We start from the raw sequence: 17,454 nt of genomic DNA on the forward strand, positions 1-17,454 counted from the left end.
GCACTCGAGACCACCTGCCCGGAGCTCCTGGATGCGCCTGCGCCGCCTCGTCCCTTTCGCTGCTCTCGCCCTGGCCAGCTTCGGCTGCCTTGCCGCCACCCCCGCGGTGCAACGCGAAGAAGTCAGCACCCGCATCAGCGAGAACATCCCGGCGATCCCGCCGGCATTGGTCGAACAGCTCAACCGCTACCAGAACACCCGCGGCGCGAGTTTCGTCGGCTGGACGGAGGGCGGCTGCATGCTGGTCAGCACGCGTTTTGCCGAAACCAACCAAGTGCACCGCGTGTGCCAGCCATTGGGCATGCGCGAGCAGTTGACCTTCTACCCCGAACCGATCAGCACCGGCCGCGTGGCACCCGCGGGCTCCGACCTGGACGGCTTCGTGTTCGGCAAGGACGTGGGCGGCAACGAGTTCTGGCAGCTGCACTGGTTCGACCTGGCCACGCGCAACGCCACCCTGCTCACCGACGGCAAGTCGCGCAACCAATCGCCGACGTTCTCGCTGGACGGCAAGCAACTTGCGTACAGCAGCACCGTGCGCAACGGCAAGGACGTGGACGTGTGGGTGATGGACATGGCCACGCGCCAGCCGCGCGTGGTGGTCAGCGAAGGTGGCCAGTGGTCGGCCGAGGACTTTTCGCCGGATGGCAAGCGCCTGCTGGTCACCCGCTACGTCTCCGCCGCCGAGTCGTATCCGGGCGAGGTGGACCTCGCCAGCGGCAAGCTCACCCTGTTCCCGGTGGACGGCGGCAAGGCGGCCTTCAGCGGATTCCGCTACGCGCCCGATGGCCAGTCCGTGTACTTCGTCTCCGACGAGCCGGTCGACGGCAAACCCAGTGAGTTCAAGACGCTGCGCCACCACGACCCGGTGCGCGGCACGCTCACCGAGTTGTCCGCCGGCATCCCATGGGACGTGGAGGACTTCACCCTGGCCAAGGACGGTCGCCACCTCGCCTTCGTCACCAACGAGGATGGCATCAGCAAGCTGCACCTGCGCTCGTTGCCCGACCACCGCCCGCTCGCGGTGCCGGCGCTGCCGGTTGGCGTGATCGGCGGCCTCGACCTCTCGCCCGATGGCCAGCGTCTGGCGGTCACGCTCAACACCGCCACCTCCCCCAGCGACGTGCACGTCCTTGACCTCGGCACCGGCTCGGTCACCCGCTGGACGCGCAGCGAAGTCGGTGGACTGGATGCATCGAAGTTCGTCACGCCCGCGCTGGTGCGCTACCCCACCTTCGACAAGGTGGACGGCAGGCGCCGCACCATCCCCGCGTTCTACTACCGTCCTGCCGGCATCCCCAAGGGCACCAAGGTGCCGGTGGTGATCAGCATCCACGGCGGCCCGGAAGGCCAGTCGCTGCCCACCTTCAATCCCACCGCGCAGTTCTTGGCCAACGAGCTGGGCGTGGCGCTGCTGGTGCCCAACGTGCGCGGCTCGTCGGGCTATGGCAAGACCTGGCTGGGCCTGGACAACGGCGCCAAGCGCGAGGACTCGGTCAAGGACATCGGCGCCCTGCTGGACTGGATCGCCAGGCAACCCGAGCTGGATGCCTCACGGGTGGGCGTGCAGGGTGGCAGCTACGGCGGCTACATGGTGCTGTCGTCGCTGATGCACTACAGCGACCGCATCCGCGCCGGCGTGGACATCGTGGGCATCTCCCACTTCGGCACGTTCCTCCGGAACACGGAGAGTTATCGCCGCGACCTGCGCCGCGCCGAGTACGGCGACGAACGCGACCCGGAGATGGCCAAGGTGTTCGAGCGCATCTCGCCGCTCAATCATGCCGATCGCATCACCTCACGGTTGTTCGTCGCCCAGGGCAAGAACGACCCACGCGTGCCGTACACGGAAGCCGAGCAGATCGTCAAGGCAGTGCGCAGCAACGGCCAGCCGGTCTGGTACCTGCTGTTCACCGACGAAGGCCACGGCTTCCGCAAGAAGACCAACGTGGACTACTACAGCGCGGCGACCATGCTGTTCTGGCAGCAGCACCTGCTGGGTAACGGCGCGGCACAGTGAGCATCAAGGCGCTCCGACGAGGCGGGCTACCGTGAACACCGGGAGCACCGCCACGTAGTGGAACACGTCGCCTTGCAGTCGTTGGCTGCGGGGCGGCGCGATGGAGGCCACGGGTCCGCAACGCGTCGTGCAGCCCCAGAAATGCCCCGACTGCGCCACGATGTCGATCGCGAAGGGGTCCCGGTTGCGCAGATGCCACCCCATGGACAACTGCATTTGCGGTGGCGCCGAAGCGGGTCTGCGCAGCATCGCGTGCACGTTTCCGGCCAACACAACGACGCGCACTCTCCTTTGGCTACGATGGGCGCCAGCGACGCGCTCGGCCATTGCACGGTCACGTCCATGGTGATCCATCTTGTCGGCACTGTGTCGGTCGTAGGCCAGCAAATGCACGTTCCGGCCTTGGTTGTGCAGGACCCGGATTCGCTCGATCAATGCGAGCATGTCGTGGCTGCGCCGGCCGTCATGTTGATCCCCGCGCTCTATCGACCAGAAAGGGGACGACAGCAGCTTCGTTCTGGCGTCATTGTCCCCAGGGGACGCGAGATATCGGTCCAGCACGGGTTGCTCGTCACGCGGAATCTCCAGGCCAAGCGTGACCGGTCCACTGCGGGACCAGACGTCCCACAGTTCGCCGACCAATATCGGAACCTCGCGGGTGCCGTGCTTCTCGCCCAGCAAGACGAGTCGCCGGTCACCGACTACCCTCACGATCTCCCGCGCGGCGACCGTCGTTGGCGACAATGGCGCTTGAGACGGAGACGCCGCCGGGACAGCGCCCCAACCCGTGCCGGCCAAGGCAAACAAACCCCATGCGAAAACCAACCCCTTGATCGCCATGTCCTTTCCTTGGACCGCAGGTAGGTGTGACATGGGTTGGAGGCGAGCGGGATTCAAGCCTGAGCCTGATTCGTCGCGTCGTTCACTCAGGCGGCCTGCAACTCCAGCACCGCGCCCGGCGCCAGCACCGGCATCAGCCAATGGTCCACCAGCAGGAACGCGAACAACACCATCAGGTAGACGATGGAGTAGTTGAACACCTTCATCGCGAACATCTCGTCCGGCGGGTCCATCAGCTTCCACGCGTACCAGACGAACACCACGCCCAGCACCAGCGCGCCGCCGAAGTAGAACAGCCCGCTCATCCCGGTCGCCCACGGCAGCATGGTCACCGCCACCAGCAACACGGTGTAGAACAGGATCTGCCAGCGGGTGTACTCCACGCCGTGCGTGACCGGCAGCATCGGCACCATCGCGCGGGCGTAATCGGCACGACGAAAGATCGCCAGCGCCCAGAAGTGGGGCGGCGTCCACACGAAGATGATCAGCACCAGCAGCAGCGCGTGCGCCCAGTCCCATTCGCCCTGCATCGCGGTCATGGTCGACCAGCCCAGCAGTGGCGGCGCCGCGCCGGCGAGGCCGCCGATCACGATGTTCTGCGGGGTGGCGCGCTTGAGGTACACGGTATAGATCACCGCGTAGCCGATCAGCGACGCGAACGTAAGCAGCGCGGTGATCGCATTGACGAACAGCAGCAGCACCGCCATCGACAGTGCCGCCAGCACCAGCGCGAAGACCAGCGCCTGCCTGGTCGAAACACCACCCACCACCAGCGGCCGCCACGACGTGCGTGCCATCTTCGCGTCGATGCGCTGGTCCAGGATCTGGTTGATGGCGGCCGCGGACGAGGCGGCAAGCCAGATGCCGAGGAAGCCCAGCGCGCCGCGCAGTGCCTCCTCGCCCGTGGGCATGCCCTCGATGGCCAGCAGCATGCCGACCAACGCGGTGAACACGATGAGTGCCACCACGCGGGGCTTGGTGAGGTCCCAGTACTGGCGCATTGACGTGGCCATCAGTGCTCCGGTTCGCGCAGGCGCGCGAGCAGCGAGACCAGTACGAACAGCAGCAGCACCGCGCCGGCGTTGTGCGCCACCGCCACGTGCAGCGGCAGCGCCAGCTTGACGTTGGCGATGCCGAGGCTGACCTGCAGCAGGGTGAACACGCCCAGGAGGGTGCCCCAACCGCGCATGCCGGGCGTGCGCAGCAGGCGCACCGCGAGCAGCAACAGGTAGACGAACACCACCACCGCCATCATGCGGTGGCTGAGCTGGATGGCGATGCGCGCCGCGCCGTCCAGCACGCCGCCTTCGTAATCCACGCCGATACCGCGCCACAACACGAAACCTTCGCCGAAATCATGTGGCGGCCACCATTGGCCCACGCACTTGGGGAAGTCGGTGCCGCACGACAGCGCCGCGTAGTTGGCGCTGGTCCAGCCACCCAGCGCGATCTGCACGCCGAGCAGAACCAGTCCCGCAATCACCCACTTCCGCAGGACGTCGGAATCCGCCAGCCGGATCGGCAGGTGGGTGGCGCGCCAAGCGAACCACAACAGCAGCGAAAACGTCAGCAGCCCGCCCATCAGGTGGCCCATCACCACGATCGGCTTCAACAGCCAGGTCACCGTCCACATGCCCAGCAGTGCCTGGAAGATGATCACCGCCAGGGTGAGCACGCCGACGCGGGCGTGGTCCTGGTTGCTCCACCGCAACGCGGCGTACAGCAGGATCGCCTCGGCCACCACCGCGAGCACCGAGGCCGCCACGTGCTGGCCTTGCATGTACAACGGGATGGCGATCGCCACCAGGGCCGCAGCACCCAGGATGCGGGCGATGCCGAATCGGCGACGGCGCGCGGCCAGCAGCGACAATGCCAGCACCAGCACGCCCAGTAGTGCCGCGATGTGCCGATGGACCTGCTCGCGCCACGCCTTGCCCGTCTCGAACGGGCGGATCGCGGTGGCGGCGTGGTCCACGGCTTCGTGCGTGGCGCTGGGCCACGTGGCGCGGCCGTAGCAGGTGGGCCAGTCCGGGCAGCTCAAGCCGGCGTTGGACAGGCGCACGAAGGCCCCGAACACGATCACGCACGTCGCCAACGCCACCGCCAACCAGGCGAGGCGATGCAGGTGCTTGTACTGGACGGGCTTCACGGGTGCGGTCATGCGTGGGCTCACTTCAGTTTCAGCAGCTTGGCCATGTCGGCGCGCAGGCCACCCGGATCGAAACCGGGAGCGTAGCGCAGAATGACAAAGCCATTGGGATCAATCACGTACACCGGCACGCCGCGCGGATCGTTGGCACGCGGCAAGCCTTCACTCAGCGCGGGCGACGGCTGCAGCTCGTGCAGGCTGGCGGGCCGCGCCGCGCCTGCCGGTACGGTGCCGATCCACAGCACGTGCACCTTGTCGGCGTCCTTGCCGAACAGCTGCCACACCAGGCTGATTTCCCGCGCCAGCTCCACGCATTCGGTGGTGCAGGTCGCCGGCGGCGCCAGCGCGATGCGCCAGGTGCGCTCCACCGGGTTCCATGCGTAGGGCTTGCCGTCGCGGCTCAACGGCACGACCTTGCGCAGGTCGCCCGGAGGCTGCAGCAACTCGCCATGGTTCTTGCTGCCGGCCGGCCGCCAGCCGGAGAAGCGCAGCAAGCCGGCAAACAGCAGGCTGCCAAAGAAGATCGCGAAGATCGCCAGCAGCATCAGGCGGTTGCGACGGACGGTGGCGGCATCAAGGCTCATCGGGTCTTCCTGCGGAGCGTGAGTATCAGGGCGGTGACCAGTACGGTCAGCGCGAGCGCGAACCACTGCACCGCGTAGCCACGGTGTTTGTCCGGCGACAGAGTGTTCGAAAGCAGTGCCAGGTCGCGCGCGTAGCCGAAGGGGAGGTCAGGATCCAGGCGCAGTACGCGCGGCGCCAGCGGCATCGATAGACCGGTCTCGCGCGCGACCTCGTCCAGGTCCACCCGCGCCATCAGCCAGCCGTCGCCCTGCACGGCCATCGCCGGCCCCATCGCCAACCCCGCCGACGGCGGCGGGGACAGCAGGCCGCGGACCGCGACGACGCCGGCGGGCCGCTCGATCTGCGGCAGCGAGCGGTCACCAGGCAGCGGCAGCCAGCCCAGTTCCACCAGCATGGGCTCGCCTTCGGTGGGGACGAAGATGCGGTAGGCGCGTACGCCCACGCGTCCCTCGCGCTGCTGGTTGTCCAGCCACAGCGGTCCCCGCGCGTCGAAGCGGCCCTCGCCTGCGGTCCATTCGATGTCGCGCGAGCGCGCCGGGTCGGCGGCAGCGTCGAGAGGGCGCGGCGTGCGCTGCGCCAACACGGCCGCTGCCTCGTCCAGCATGCCCTGCTTCTCCACTGCGCGTCGGAACTGCCACACGCCCAGACTGGCGAAGCCGGTTGCGAGCAGCAGGGCCAGCAACCACCACACGATGCGTTTCACCCGCGGGTGCATACCCACCTCCCCGGCTGCTGCGATAATGAGTCCACTGCCGCGCATGCACGGCCCCTGACCACCCCACGCGCACGCGTGCGCCGGAGTACAGCCATGAAGACCCTGATCATCGTCGGCGTCCTGATCCTCATTCTCTGGAACCTCGGGGCCGGCCTCTATTACATGCTGGTGGACAAGGGGGAGAGCAAGCGCACGGTCAATGCGCTCACCAAGCGCGTCGCGCTGTCCGTCGCGCTGATCCTGGGCATCGTGATCGCTGCCAAGATGGGGTGGATCGAATTCCATGGCGTGGGCCGCTGAGCGACCTCGCCTGCCGGCATCACCTCCGGGTTTCCGCCTGCGCCATCAGCCGCGCGTCACCCGGATTCCAAACGACCAACGGGCCGGCAATCGCCGGCCCGTCGTGTTTCCAGCCTACCGCTCGCTTACAGGACGTAGACGAACAGGAACAGGCCCAGCCACACCACGTCGACGAAGTGCCAGTACCAGGCCACCGCTTCGAACGCGAAGTGGTCATCCTTGGTGAAGTGGCCCTTCAGGCAGCGCAGCCAGATGATCGCCAGCATCAGGGTGCCGAGGGTCACGTGTGCGCCGTGGAAGCCGGTGAGCATGAAGAAGGTGGAGCCGTAGATGCCCGAACCCAGGGTCAGGTTCAGTTCCTTGTAGGCGTGGATGTACTCCTCGGCCTGGAAGAACAGGAACGTGGCGCCCAGCAGTACGGTCAGGCCCAGGAACACCAGCAATTGCCTGCGGTGGCCCGCCTTCAGCGCATGGTGCGCGATGGTGACGGTGACGCCCGAGGTCAGCAGGATCAGGGTGTTGAGCAGCGGCAGGCCCCAGGCCGGGATGGTCTGGTAGGCGCCGCCGATGTTGGCCGGGCCGTTGCTCGGCCACGCGGCGCTGAAGCCTTCCCACAGCAGGCTGTGGGTCATCACGCCGTCGCCCTCGCCGCCCAGCCACGGCATCGCGAACTGCCGGGCGTAGAACAGCGCGCCGAAGAAGGCGGCGAAGAACATCACCTCGGAGAAGATGAACCACATCATTCCCATGCGGAACGACACGTCGACCTGCTTGTTGTAGCTGCCGCTCACCGACTCGCGGATCACGTCGCCGAACCAGCCGAACAGCACGCCACACAGCAGCGCGATGCCGACGAAGAAGGTGGGCATGCCCCAGCTGACTTCGTTGAACCAGCTGGCCAGGCCAACCATGGTCACGAACAGCGCGATGGAACCGAGGAACGGCCAGCGGCTGCTGTGCGGCACGAAGTAGTGGTTGGCGTCTGGCGAATGGGCTTGGGCCATGGCGGCAGGTTCCGTTTCAGTAACAGTTACAGGAGGATCACGGTGCGGCGTGCGGCGAGGGGGAACCCGCGCCGGGGAGCTGCGTCGTGAGCGCATCGTTCTTGAAGAAGGTATACGACAGGGTGATCGTCTTCACGTCGGCCGGCAGGTTCGGATCGACGATGAAGCGCACCGGCATGTCTCGCGACTCGCCGGCCTTGAGCGTCTGTGCGGTGAAGCAGAAACACTCGGTCTTGTTGAAGTAACCCGACGCGCGCGCCGGTGCAACCGACGGCACGGCGCTGCCCACGATGTCACGGTCGCTGGTGTTGCGCGCGTAGTACGTGGTCTCGTACTGCTCGCCCGGCACCACTTCCATCGTCAACTGGTGCGGCTGGAACTCCCACGGCAGCTTGGAGTTCACGCCGCCGTCGAACTCGACCTTGACCGTGCGCGTGACCTTGGCCGCTCCGGCCTTGCCAGCCTCGACCGCGCCGCGCTCCAGGCGGATGCCCAGCACCTTCTCGCAGGCCAGGCGGTACAGCGGCACCAGGCTGAAGGTGAAGCCGAACGCCAGCAGGGCGACCACCACCATCTTGCCCAGCCCCGCACTGCGGCGCGCTTCGGACTTCGGGGTGGCCTCCGGTGCCTCCACCGGTGCCTGCGACGGCTCTTGCGCGCTCATCGGCCGAGCACTCCCATCAGCAGGAACACCACGTACACCAGCAGCGCCAGCCCGCCGACGATCCATGCGGTCCGGCGCGCGCTCTTGCGGCGCGCGTCCAGATCGTCACGGTTGGCGGGGTTCGGGCTCATGCCGTTCTTTGCTCAGCGGTCCGGATCAGTGGCTGATGTCGCCGTGGGCGAGATCGCCATCCTTGATCACCGGCGGGGTCGAGAAGGTGTGGTGCGGCGCCGGCGACGGCACGGTCCACTCCAGGCCCTTGGCACCTTCCCACGCACGCGCGGCCGCAGGGGCACCGTGCTTCTTCGAATGCCACAGCACGTAGGCCATGAAGAACGGCGTGACGAACATGCCGAACGCACCGATCGAGCTGATCAGGTTCCAGTCCGCAAACACCACGTTGTAGTCCGGGATGCGGCGCGGCATGCCGGCCAGGCCCAGGAAGTGCTGCGGGAAGAACAGCAGGTTGACGAACACGATCGTCCACCAGAAATGGATCTTGCCCAGCGTCTCGCTGTACATGCGGCCGGTCCACTTCGGCCACCAGTAGTACACGGCGGCGATGATCGAGAACAGCGCGCCGGTCACCAGCACGTAGTGGAAGTGCGCCACCACGAAGTAGGTGTCGTGGTACTGGAAGTCGGCCGGCACGATCGCCAGCATCAGCCCGGAGAAGCCGCCGATGGTGAACAGGATGACGAAGCCGATCGCCCACAGCATCGGGGTCTCGAAGGTCAGCGATCCGCGCCACATGGTGGTGACCCAGTTGAACACCTTCACGCCGGTCGGGACCGAGATCAGCATGGTGGCGAACATGAAGTAGATCTCGCCACCCAGCGGCATGCCCACCGTGAACATGTGGTGCGCCCACACGATGAACGACAGGAACGCGATCGCGGCGGTCGCATACACCATTGCCTGGTAGCCGAACAGCGGCTTGCGGCTGAAGGTCGGGATGATCTCCGACACGATGCCGAACGCCGGCAGGATCATGATGTAGACCTCCGGGTGACCGAAGAACCAGAAGATGTGCTGGTACATCACCGGGTCGCCGCCGCCGGCCGCGTTGAAGAACGAGGTGGCGAAGAACTTGTCGGTCAGCAGCATCGTCACGGCGCCGGCGAGCACCGGCATCACCGCGATCAGCAGGAACGCGGTGATCAGCCAGGCCCAGCAGAAGATCGGCATCTTCAGCAGGTCCACGCCCGGGGCGCGCATGTTCAGCACGGTGGCGATGACGTTGATCGCGCCCATGATCGAGCTGATGCCCATCATGTGGATGGCGAAGATCGAGAACGCCACGTTGCTGCCGCCCTGCAGCGACAGCGGCGGGTACAGGGTCCAGCCACCGGCCGGGGCGCCGCCCGGCAGGAACAGGGTCAACAGCAGCATCGAGAAGGCGAACGGCAGGATCCAGAAGGACCAGTTGTTCATGCGCGGCAGCGCCATGTCGGGCGCGCCGATCTGCAGCGGGATCATCCAGTTGGCCAGGCCGACGAACGCCGGCATCACGCCACCGAAGATCATCACCAGCGCGTGCATGGTGGTCATCTGGTTGAAGAACTCGGGGCTGACGTGCTGCAGGCCCGGCTGCGCCAGTTCGGTGCGGATCACCACCGACATGCCGGCGCCGATGATGAACATGATGAAGCTGAACACCAGGTACAGCGTGCCGATGTCCTTGTGGTTGGTCGAGAAGAACCAACGCTCGATGAAGCCCTGCTTGTGGGCGTGGTCATCGTGGTGGTGGTCAGCGGCGGGGTGCGTGGCAGCCATGGCCTACCTCTATCTGTGATACGTGACGATCAGCCGGCGACCGGAGCGTGCTGGGTAGCAGCTGCGGCCGTGGCGTCGGTGTTCGGGGTCTCGCCTTCGGCCGGGGCGGCTTCGGCGGGCGCGGCTTCGGCCGGGGCGGCGGCAGGCACGGCGGCCGGGGCGGCCGGGGCGTTCTTGGCCTTCTCGGCGGCGAGCCACTGCTGGTACTCGGCCTTCGGCACGGCCCTGACCACGATCGGCATGAAGCCGTGGTCCTTGCCGCACAGTTCGGCGCACTGGCCACGGTACAGGCCGGGCTCGCGGATTTCGGCCCACGCCTCATTGACGATGCCCGGGATGGCGTCCTGCTTCCAGCCCAGTGCCGGCACCCACCAGGCGTGGATCACGTCGTCGGCGGTGAGCACGAAGCGGATCTTGGTGTCGGTCGGCAGGACCAGCACGTTGTCCACGTCGAGCAGGTAGTGGTCGTGGTCAGCTTCGGCGATGACCTTGCCGCTCTGGCGCAGCTCGTCGCTCTTGCGGTCCAGGCGGCTGGTGAAGGACACGCCTTCGCCCAGGTAGTCGTACTTCCACATCCACTGGAAGCCGGTGACCTTCACGGTCATGGCCGACTCGCGGGTGTCGTACATCTGGATCAGCTTGCTGGTGGCCGGGAACACCATGGCCAGCAGCAGTACGACCGGGACCACGGTCCACAGGATTTCCAGCGTGGTGCTGTGGGTCAGGGTCTGGTCGGCGACCGCGCCCTTGGACTTGCGGAACTTGAACATGGCCACGGCCATGGCACCAAAGACCAGCACGCCGATCGCGACGCAGATCCACAGGGCCAGCATGTGCGCCTCGTAGGCGTTCTGCGACAGGTGGGTCACGCCGCGGCCCATGTTCAGCTGCCACGGCTTGGGATCGGCGGCCTGCGCATTCGCAAGGACCGGCAGGGCCATGGCGGCTGCGCCGACTGCCCACTGCTTGATACGACCGGCTTTCATCAGTTCGAGCCCCGATAAATCTGGAAAGTGTTGTTGGAAACAGCACCGCGGGCTACCCGTTCCGGCCGACCGTGGCATGCCCGAGGGCAGACAGGGGACCGTCCGGAAAGAGGTGGCTGGCGAGCCCGTCAGGGCCCATCACGCCGGGACCGGCGCTACGGATAACCGCGAAATGGTAGCCCCCTGCATTGACTTGCGGCAAGCGAGGAAATTTTTCTTGTGCTTGCGGACCCTGCGGAGACCTCCGCTGCGGCCCCTCCAGCGTGACCGGCGTCACAGCGGCGGCGGGCCCGGCCGTACGGCGATGAATGGCGGGTTCCGGCGCGCGGAAGCTCTAGAATAGGGGGCTTCCTACGGCAGTCCCCGGGACCCGATGACCACCCACGCTTCCGCTGGCGGCGCGTCCGCCGCTCCGGTCGGCGCCGCCGGCCGGCTGATCAGCCCCGAACTCCCCCCGCCGCCCGGTGGCCCGCGTGCGGCGCTGACCGCCGGCTGGGTTCGCGACGAGGCCGCCCACGTGCGCGCGCTGCTTGAGCAGGCGCGCCTGCCCGAGGCCGACCGCGCCGCCGCCCAGGCGACCGCCGCCGACCTGGTGCGCCGGGTCCGCGTCCGCGCCAAGGACCAGGGCGCCATCGAGGCCTTCATGCGCCAGTACGACCTGGGCAGCGAGGAAGGCGTGTTGCTGATGTGCGTGGCCGAGGCGCTGCTGCGCATCCCCGACCAGGAGACCGCGGACAAGCTGATCCGCGACAAGCTGGGCGAGGCCGACTGGAAAAGGCACATGGGCCAGTCCGACTCGGTGCTGGTCAACGCCTCGACCTGGGGCCTGATGCTGACCGGCCACCTGGTCGATCTCGCCGACGACACCAAGCGTGACGTGCACAACGCGTTCAAGCGCCTGATCGGCCGCGTGGGCGAGCCGGTGATCCGCCTGGCCGTGCGCCAGGCCATGAAGATCATGGGCCACCAGTTCGTCATGGGCCGCACCATCGGCGAGGCGCTGGCGCGCTCGCAGAAGGGCGCCAACGCCGCCTTCCGCTACTCCTTCGACATGCTGGGCGAAGGCGCGCTCACCACCAAGGACGCGCTGCGCTACCTGCAGGCATACCGCGATGCGATCCATGCGATTGGCAAGAGCGGGCCCGGCGGCAGCTATCTGGGCCAGGACGTGTTCGGCGTGCCGTCGATCTCGGTGAAGCTGTCGGCGCTGCACCCGCGCTACGAGCACGCCAAGCGCGAGCGCGTGTTCGCCGAGCTGACCCCGCGCGTGCTGGAGCTGGCGCAACTGGCCAGGTCGTACGGCATCGGCTTCACCATCGACGCCGAAGAGGCCGACCGGCTGGAGTTGTCGCTGGACGTGATCGCCGGCGCCTACAGCGACGCGTCGCTGGATGGCTGGGAAGGCTACGGCCTGGCGATCCAGGCCTACCAGAAGCGCGCGCCGGAGGCGATCGACTTCATCGCCGACCTCGCCCGCCGCACCGGCCGCCGCATCCCGGTGCGCCTGGTCAAGGGCGCGTACTGGGACAGCGAGGTCAAGCGCGCGCAGGTCGACGGCCAGTTGGGCTACCCCGTGTTCACGCGCAAGCCGAACACCGACGTGTCGTACCTGGCCAACGCGCGGCGCATGCTGGAAGCGAGCGATGCGATCTACCCGATGTTCGCCACGCACAACGCGCAGACCATCGCCAGCATCTGGCAGCGCGCCAAGTCGCTGGGCCGCCAGCAAAATTTCGAGTTCCAGAAGCTGCACGGCATGGGCGATGACCTGTACGCCGAGGTGATCCCCGCCGAGCGCCTCGACGTGCCGTGCCGCGTGTACGCACCGGTGGGCAGCCACGAGGACCTGCTGCCGTACCTGGTGCGCCGCCTGCTGGAGAACGGCGCCAACTCCAGCTTCGTCAACCGCATCACCGACGAAGCCATCGCCATCGACGACCTGATCCAGGACCCGGTCGAAACCGTGTCCGCCTTCGAATCCATCGCGCATCCGCGCATCCCGCAGCCGGTCGACCTGTACCGCAGCTACGGCATTGAAAGGAGCAACTCCATGGGCGTGAACCTCGCCAACGACGACCACCTGCGCGCGCTGGCCGAGCAGGTCAACGCCGAAGCCGGCAAGGGCTGGCGCGCCGCGCCGCTGGTGCCGGGGGCCACGATCACGGGTGCGGACATCGCGGTGACCAATCCCGCCGACCGCCGCGAGACCGTGGGCCACTGGCAGGCCGCCGATGGTGCCACCGTCGAACTGGCGCTGCGCAACGCCGTGGCCGCGCAGCCGGCGTGGGACGCGACCCCGGCCGCCAGCCGCGCCGCGATCCTGGAGCATGCCGCCGACCTGCTGGAGCAGCGCATGGCGCAATACATCGCGCTTTGCACGAAGGAAGCCGGCAAGACCATCCCCGACGGCGTGGCCGAGGTGCGCGAGGCGGTCGACTTCCTGCGCTACTACGGGGCCCAGGCGCGTGAGCTGTTCAAGCCCGAGGCGCTGCCCGGCCCGACCGGCGAATCCAACAGCCTGCAGCTGTCCGGCCGTGGCGTGTTCGTGTGCATCAGCCCTTGGAACTTCCCGCTGGCGATCTTCATGGGCCAGGTGGCCGCGGCGCTGGCCGCGGGCAACAGCGTGATCGCCAAGCCGGCCGAGCAGACCAACCTGATCGGCCATGCCGCGGTGAAGCTGCTGCACGAAGCCGGCGTGCCGGAAGGCGTGGTGCAGTTCCTGCCGGGCGACGGCGCCACCGTCGGCGCGGCGCTGACCAAGGATCCGCGCGTGGCGGGTGTGGCCTTCACCGGCTCGACCGACACCGCACGCGCGATCAACCGTGCGCTGGCCGCGCGCGACGCCGCCATCGGCGTGCTGATCGCCGAGACCGGCGGCCAGAACGCGCTGATCGCCGACTCGTCCTCGCTGCCCGAGCAGGTGGTGAAGGACGCGATCGGCTCGGCGTTCACCTCGGCCGGCCAGCGCTGCTCGGCGGCGCGCGTGCTGTTCGTGCAGGACGACATCGCCGACAAGGTGATCGGCATGCTCGGCGGCGCCATGGCCGAGCTCAAGATCGGCAACCCCGGCCTGCTGTCCACCGACGTCGGCCCGGTGATCGACGAGGACGCGCTGAAGATGCTGCGCGACCACGTCGAGCGCATGGACCGCGAAGCGACGAAGATCGCCGAAGTGGCGCTCGATGCCGATTCCGACAACGGCACGTTCTTCGCCCCGCGCGCGTACGCGATCCCGTCGATCGACGTGCTGCACAAGGAGGTCTTCGGCCCGGTGCTGCACGTGGTGCGCTGGAAGGCCGACCAGCTGGATGCGGTGATCGATGCGATCAACGCCACCGGTTACGGCCTGACGCTGGGCATCCACTCGCGCATCGACGAGACGGTGGAGAAGATCAGCAGCCGCATCAAGGTCGGCAACTGCTACGTCAACCGCAACCAGATCGGCGCGGTGGTCGGCGTGCAGCCGTTCGGTGGCCAGGGGCTGTCGGGCACGGGGCCGAAGGCGGGTGGCCCGCACTACCTGCCGCGCTTCACCACCGAGAAGACCATCACCATCAACACCACGGCGGCGGGTGGGAATGCGTCGCTGCTGACGCTGGGGGATTGAGGGTTGGGCGTCCGGGAGGGCGCCCATCGCACGGTCCGGCAAGTCGCGGCCCGTAATCCGCTTGGTTGCGGGACCGTGCGATGGACGCCCTTTCGGCGCTACCGCCGCGGGTGGTGAAAGAGCAAAAAAGAAAACCCCGCCGAAGCGGGGTTTCCTTTTTGCAACGTGGCGACAGGGATTAGAACTTGTACTGCGCCGAGAACGCCAGCAGGTTGGCGTAGCCGTCGAACGGACCGGTCAGGCGGTGGCCCTGGGCGTCACGGCTGTCGACTTCCGGATCCTTCGGCTCGAGGCGGGCGTAGCCGAAGTTCAGCTCCAGCGCATCGCTGAACGCCCAGGTGGCGCCGATCGAGTACCACAGGCGGTCGGCGTCGGGCAGGCGCGGGGTGCGGGTTTCGATGTGGGTCGGGGTTTCATCGAACGCCACGCCCGCACGCAGGGTCCACGCTTCGTTGAGCTTGAACTCGCCGCCCAGCGACATGAACTCGGTGTCGCGCCACGCGAAGTCTTCGACCGCGTCCGGATCCGGATTCTGGAAGTTGATGCGCACTTCACGCAGCGAGGTCCACTTGGTCTCGGCCCACGAAGCCATCAGCTTGAAGCTGTCGGTCACCTGGTAGGTGGCACCCAGCGACAGCACGGACGGGGTGGTCAGGGCGGCGGTGACGTTGCCGTCCTTGAACAGCGGGGCGGTCGTCGGGCTCATACCGAAGATCGTGGCCACGTCGGTCGGCACGGTCCAGTCGGCGGTGCCCTCCAGGTCGTAGTCGATCTCGGAGCGGTAGCTCACGCCGACCGACAGATTCTCGGTCGGCTTGGCATGCATGCCCACCAGCCAACCAAAGCCATTGTCGTCACCCTGCACTTCGACGAAGCCATCGCGCGCCTGCGGACGGGCGAAGGGCAGCGGACGCGTCGCCGGGTTGGCGAACAACAGGGTGCCGAAGTCCACCGACTTGGAGAGGGTCACGTCGGCGCGCGAGAAGATCGCACCCACGCCCACCGACAGCTTCTCCGGGATCACGTCGACGGCCGCTGACAGGGTCAGGTCGACGATCTTCACGTCGGAGGTGTGCGCGAAGTAGCGGCCCTGCCAGCCATCCTCATACTCGGTCTTCAGGCCGAACGGGGCGCTGACCATGGCGCCCAGCGCCAGGCCGTTGTCGAACTTGTGCACGACCGACATCGCCGGCACCGGGGTCACGGCACCCGCATTGCCACCGTCGCCGCCAGTCATCGGCATGGTGCCGTTCGCGGCCGTGCCGGTGCCTTCGAACTGGTAGTTGAGGTCGATGGCGGTGACGTCCACCTGTACGGTGGTGCCCGACATGCGCGCCATGGCGGCCGGGTTGTTGGTCACCGCGGAGGCGTCATCGGTCTTGGCGGCGGTGCCGGCGAACGCGCTGCCCAGGCCCTTGGCGCTGTTCTCCTTGAGCTGGAAGCCCGACGCGTGGACCTGGCCAAGGGCCAGTGCGCCGGTGATGCCAAGCGCCAGCGCCGAAAGGCGGGTGAAGCGGTGTGCGTGCTGCATGCGTGTAGTCTCCATTGGAGTGTTGTGTTTTTCGGCCATTCGCGGGGCGCAAGCTTGTTGCCCAGACACGCCGGAAACCCCTCCCGACGTACGACGCCGTATGCACTATATCGCGCCCATTAACCGAACGCTAACAATGCCACAACCCTTTGAAAATGAATGGGTAATCGGCATTTTCCCGGGCCTGTTCAGGTATGCTGGGGCACCCGATCGGCAAGGACGCTGACCCGTGTTCGTCGCCCTCCCCCCGCGCAGGAAACCGGTCATCCGCTGGGCCACGCCCTTGCTGTTCGCCGGGCTGTGGGCCTGCTTCATCAGCCTGCAGCTGGCCCCGGAAACCGTGGAGCGGCGCTGGGTCACCGAATGGGGCGCCCTCTCCGGCGGGCTGGCGTCGCTCGAGGCCTGGTCCCGGGCCTTGCACGATGGCAGCGCCCTGCGACTTTTCACCGCGCTGTTCCTGCATGCCGACTGGGCGCACCTGCTCGGCAACCTGGTGTTCCTGCTGATCTTCGGCGTGCCGGCCGAACGCTACATGGGCTCGCGTCGGTTCCTGGCGCTGTTCCTGCTCGGCGGCGCGTTCGCCAACCTGGCCGCGGTGATCATCATCGGCACGCCGGACCGGCTGGTGATTGGCGCCAGCGGCGCGGTATCGGCACTGATCGGCGCGTACCTGGCCCTGTTTCCGCGCACCAAACTGGGGCTGGTGGTGCCGCTGGGCCTGTTCCTGCAGTTCGTGAAGGTGCCCACGCCGTTGCTGATCGGCGTGTGGGCCGCGCTGCAACTGGTGTTCACCTACATCGGCCCGGCGTTCGGTGCGGTGGCGTGGTCGGCGCACTTGGCGGGCTTTGCGTTCGGCGGCATCTTCGCGCTGATCACCCGCGCGGGCATCGCGCGCCGCATGAGGCGCCAGCACGGGTTCTGAGCGGCGTCGGCGCCTATAATCGACGCATGGCCAAGACGCTCTACAAAGTCACGTTCCTCAATGCCGGCAAGGTGTACGAGCTGTACGCGCACCAGGTGGCATCGGGCGCGCTGTGGGGGTTCACCGAGGTCTCGGAGCTGGTGTTCGATGTACACGACGGTTTGGTGATCGACCCCACCGAAGAGCGCCTGCGCGACGAGTTCGGTAACACCCGGGTGCTGCACTTGCCGATGCAAAGCATCGTGCGCATCGAGGAAGTGGCGCATAAAGGGCAATCCGCGATCCGGGATGCCGCGACGGGCGAGAAGGTCGTCACGCCGTTCCCGCTGCCGTCCAAGCCGCGTTGATTGGCTAC

At 67.3% G+C, this 17,454-nt stretch carries 16 protein-coding genes; 5 read left to right on the top strand and 11 right to left on the bottom strand.

The features are described 5' to 3' along the window. Window positions 1–31: 31 nt before the first annotated feature. Window positions 32–2,020: a S9 family peptidase gene (locus AC3ARF_RS13650; protein WP_498928800.1), complete on the top strand. Its 1,989-nt coding sequence runs from the start codon at window positions 32–34 to the stop codon at window positions 2,018–2,020. Window positions 2,021–2,023: 3 nt separating this feature from the next. Here the strand turns inward: AC3ARF_RS13650 and AC3ARF_RS13655 are convergent, their stop codons facing one another. From AC3ARF_RS13655 to AC3ARF_RS13675, 5 genes are all read right to left on the bottom strand, one after another. Continuing rightward, complete coding sequence (locus tag AC3ARF_RS13655) at window positions 2,024–2,860, bottom strand: calcium-binding protein (RefSeq protein WP_498928801.1); 837 nt, start codon at window positions 2,858–2,860, stop codon at window positions 2,024–2,026. A gap of 86 nt (window positions 2,861–2,946) precedes the next feature. Next, a complete protein-coding gene (gene cyoE / locus AC3ARF_RS13660) occupies window positions 2,947–3,873 on the bottom strand; it encodes a heme o synthase (protein ID WP_498928802.1) in 927 nt (308 codons plus the stop codon). After that, window positions 3,873–5,021 (bottom strand): COX15/CtaA family protein, encoded by a 1,149-nt coding sequence (locus AC3ARF_RS13665; RefSeq protein WP_498928804.1) that lies wholly within the window; start codon window positions 5,019–5,021, stop codon window positions 3,873–3,875. The genes cyoE and AC3ARF_RS13665 overlap by 1 nt, the downstream gene beginning before the upstream one ends. Window positions 5,022–5,029: 8 nt before the next feature. After that, the gene (locus AC3ARF_RS13670; RefSeq protein ID WP_498928806.1) at window positions 5,030–5,593 is read right to left on the bottom strand and encodes a redox-active disulfide-containing membrane protein; all 564 of its coding nucleotides are present in this window, start codon (window positions 5,591–5,593) and stop codon (window positions 5,030–5,032) included. Beyond that, window positions 5,590–6,309 carry an SURF1 family protein gene (locus AC3ARF_RS13675; protein WP_498928808.1) on the bottom strand — a complete coding sequence of 240 codons (720 nt, stop codon included), beginning with the start codon at window positions 6,307–6,309 and terminating at the stop codon, window positions 5,590–5,592. Before AC3ARF_RS13675 ends, AC3ARF_RS13670 begins: the two co-directional genes overlap by 4 nt. Window positions 6,310–6,402: 93 nt before the next feature. Here AC3ARF_RS13675 and AC3ARF_RS13680 point away from each other — a divergent pair, with 93 nt between their 5' ends. Then, window positions 6,403–6,609 carry a twin transmembrane helix small protein gene (locus AC3ARF_RS13680; protein ID WP_036137224.1) on the top strand — a complete coding sequence of 69 codons (207 nt, stop codon included), beginning with the start codon at window positions 6,403–6,405 and terminating at the stop codon, window positions 6,607–6,609. A 125-nt stretch (window positions 6,610–6,734) separates the two neighbouring features. On the opposite strand, the gene AC3ARF_RS13685 is transcribed toward AC3ARF_RS13680, so the two are convergent. From AC3ARF_RS13685 to coxB, 5 genes are read right to left on the bottom strand one after another with little or no spacing between them, the layout of a single operon-like run. Further along, window positions 6,735–7,613: a cytochrome c oxidase subunit 3 gene (locus AC3ARF_RS13685; protein WP_498928810.1), complete on the bottom strand. Its 879-nt coding sequence runs from the start codon at window positions 7,611–7,613 to the stop codon at window positions 6,735–6,737. A gap of 37 nt (window positions 7,614–7,650) precedes the next feature. Continuing rightward, the gene (locus AC3ARF_RS13690; RefSeq protein WP_498928812.1) at window positions 7,651–8,277 is read right to left on the bottom strand and encodes a cytochrome c oxidase assembly protein; all 627 of its coding nucleotides are present in this window, start codon (window positions 8,275–8,277) and stop codon (window positions 7,651–7,653) included. Beyond that, entirely contained in the window at window positions 8,274–8,408 is a 135-nt protein-coding gene (locus AC3ARF_RS13695; protein ID WP_498928814.1) for a hypothetical protein, read from the bottom strand. Before AC3ARF_RS13695 ends, AC3ARF_RS13690 begins: the two co-directional genes overlap by 4 nt. Before the next feature lie 25 nt (window positions 8,409–8,433). Then, window positions 8,434–10,053, bottom strand: a complete 1,620-nt coding sequence (ctaD, locus tag AC3ARF_RS13700) for a cytochrome c oxidase subunit I (protein WP_498928816.1) — start codon at window positions 10,051–10,053, stop codon at window positions 8,434–8,436. A gap of 29 nt (window positions 10,054–10,082) precedes the next feature. Beyond that, window positions 10,083–11,039 (bottom strand): cytochrome c oxidase subunit II, encoded by a 957-nt coding sequence (gene coxB / locus AC3ARF_RS13705; protein WP_498928817.1) that lies wholly within the window; start codon window positions 11,037–11,039, stop codon window positions 10,083–10,085. 373 nt (window positions 11,040–11,412) lie between these two features. On the opposite strand from coxB, the gene putA reads away from it, so the two are divergent. Then, complete coding sequence (putA, locus tag AC3ARF_RS13710) at window positions 11,413–14,646, top strand: bifunctional proline dehydrogenase/L-glutamate gamma-semialdehyde dehydrogenase PutA (RefSeq protein WP_498928819.1); 3,234 nt, start codon at window positions 11,413–11,415, stop codon at window positions 14,644–14,646. Window positions 14,647–14,824: 178 nt separating this feature from the next. Here putA and AC3ARF_RS13715 read toward each other — a convergent pair whose 3' ends face one another. Beyond that, window positions 14,825–16,177 carry an OmpP1/FadL family transporter gene (locus AC3ARF_RS13715; RefSeq protein ID WP_498928821.1) on the bottom strand — a complete coding sequence of 451 codons (1,353 nt, stop codon included), beginning with the start codon at window positions 16,175–16,177 and terminating at the stop codon, window positions 14,825–14,827. Between the two features lie 229 nt (window positions 16,178–16,406). Between AC3ARF_RS13715 and AC3ARF_RS13720 the strand changes: the two genes are divergently transcribed. Both AC3ARF_RS13720 and AC3ARF_RS13725 read left to right on the top strand, forming a co-directional pair. After that, window positions 16,407–17,099, top strand: a complete 693-nt coding sequence (locus AC3ARF_RS13720; protein WP_498928823.1) for a rhomboid family intramembrane serine protease — start codon at window positions 16,407–16,409, stop codon at window positions 17,097–17,099. Between the two features lie 26 nt (window positions 17,100–17,125). Continuing rightward, on the top strand, window positions 17,126–17,446 hold the full coding sequence (locus AC3ARF_RS13725; protein WP_498928826.1) for a DUF1820 family protein: 321 nt from the start codon (window positions 17,126–17,128) through the stop codon (window positions 17,444–17,446). Window positions 17,447–17,454 lie beyond the last annotated feature (8 nt).

The sequence above is a fragment of the Lysobacter sp. KACC 24251 genome (assembly GCF_057747755.1).

Excerpts from the sequence above, each read along its gene's own strand:
- AC3ARF_RS13650 (WP_498928800.1), top strand. The coding sequence starts at position 32 with ATGCGCCTGCGCCGCCTCGTCCCTTTCGCTGCTCTCGCCCTGGCCAGC.
- AC3ARF_RS13655 (WP_498928801.1), bottom strand. The coding sequence starts at position 2,860 with ATGGCGATCAAGGGGTTGGTTTTCGCATGGGGTTTGTTTGCCTTGGCC.
- cyoE (WP_498928802.1), bottom strand. The coding sequence starts at position 3,873 with ATGGCCACGTCAATGCGCCAGTACTGGGACCTCACCAAGCCCCGCGTG.
- AC3ARF_RS13665 (WP_498928804.1), bottom strand. The coding sequence starts at position 5,021 with ATGACCGCACCCGTGAAGCCCGTCCAGTACAAGCACCTGCATCGCCTC.
- AC3ARF_RS13670 (WP_498928806.1), bottom strand. The coding sequence starts at position 5,593 with ATGAGCCTTGATGCCGCCACCGTCCGTCGCAACCGCCTGATGCTGCTG.
- AC3ARF_RS13675 (WP_498928808.1), bottom strand. The coding sequence starts at position 6,309 with ATGCACCCGCGGGTGAAACGCATCGTGTGGTGGTTGCTGGCCCTGCTG.
- AC3ARF_RS13680 (WP_036137224.1), top strand. The coding sequence starts at position 6,403 with ATGAAGACCCTGATCATCGTCGGCGTCCTGATCCTCATTCTCTGGAAC.
- AC3ARF_RS13685 (WP_498928810.1), bottom strand. The coding sequence starts at position 7,613 with ATGGCCCAAGCCCATTCGCCAGACGCCAACCACTACTTCGTGCCGCAC.
- AC3ARF_RS13690 (WP_498928812.1), bottom strand. The coding sequence starts at position 8,277 with ATGAGCGCGCAAGAGCCGTCGCAGGCACCGGTGGAGGCACCGGAGGCC.
- AC3ARF_RS13695 (WP_498928814.1), bottom strand. The coding sequence starts at position 8,408 with ATGAGCCCGAACCCCGCCAACCGTGACGATCTGGACGCGCGCCGCAAG.
- ctaD (WP_498928816.1), bottom strand. The coding sequence starts at position 10,053 with ATGGCTGCCACGCACCCCGCCGCTGACCACCACCACGATGACCACGCC.
- coxB (WP_498928817.1), bottom strand. The coding sequence starts at position 11,039 with ATGAAAGCCGGTCGTATCAAGCAGTGGGCAGTCGGCGCAGCCGCCATG.
- putA (WP_498928819.1), top strand. The coding sequence starts at position 11,413 with ATGACCACCCACGCTTCCGCTGGCGGCGCGTCCGCCGCTCCGGTCGGC.
- AC3ARF_RS13715 (WP_498928821.1), bottom strand. The coding sequence starts at position 16,177 with ATGCAGCACGCACACCGCTTCACCCGCCTTTCGGCGCTGGCGCTTGGC.
- AC3ARF_RS13725 (WP_498928826.1), top strand. The coding sequence starts at position 17,126 with ATGGCCAAGACGCTCTACAAAGTCACGTTCCTCAATGCCGGCAAGGTG.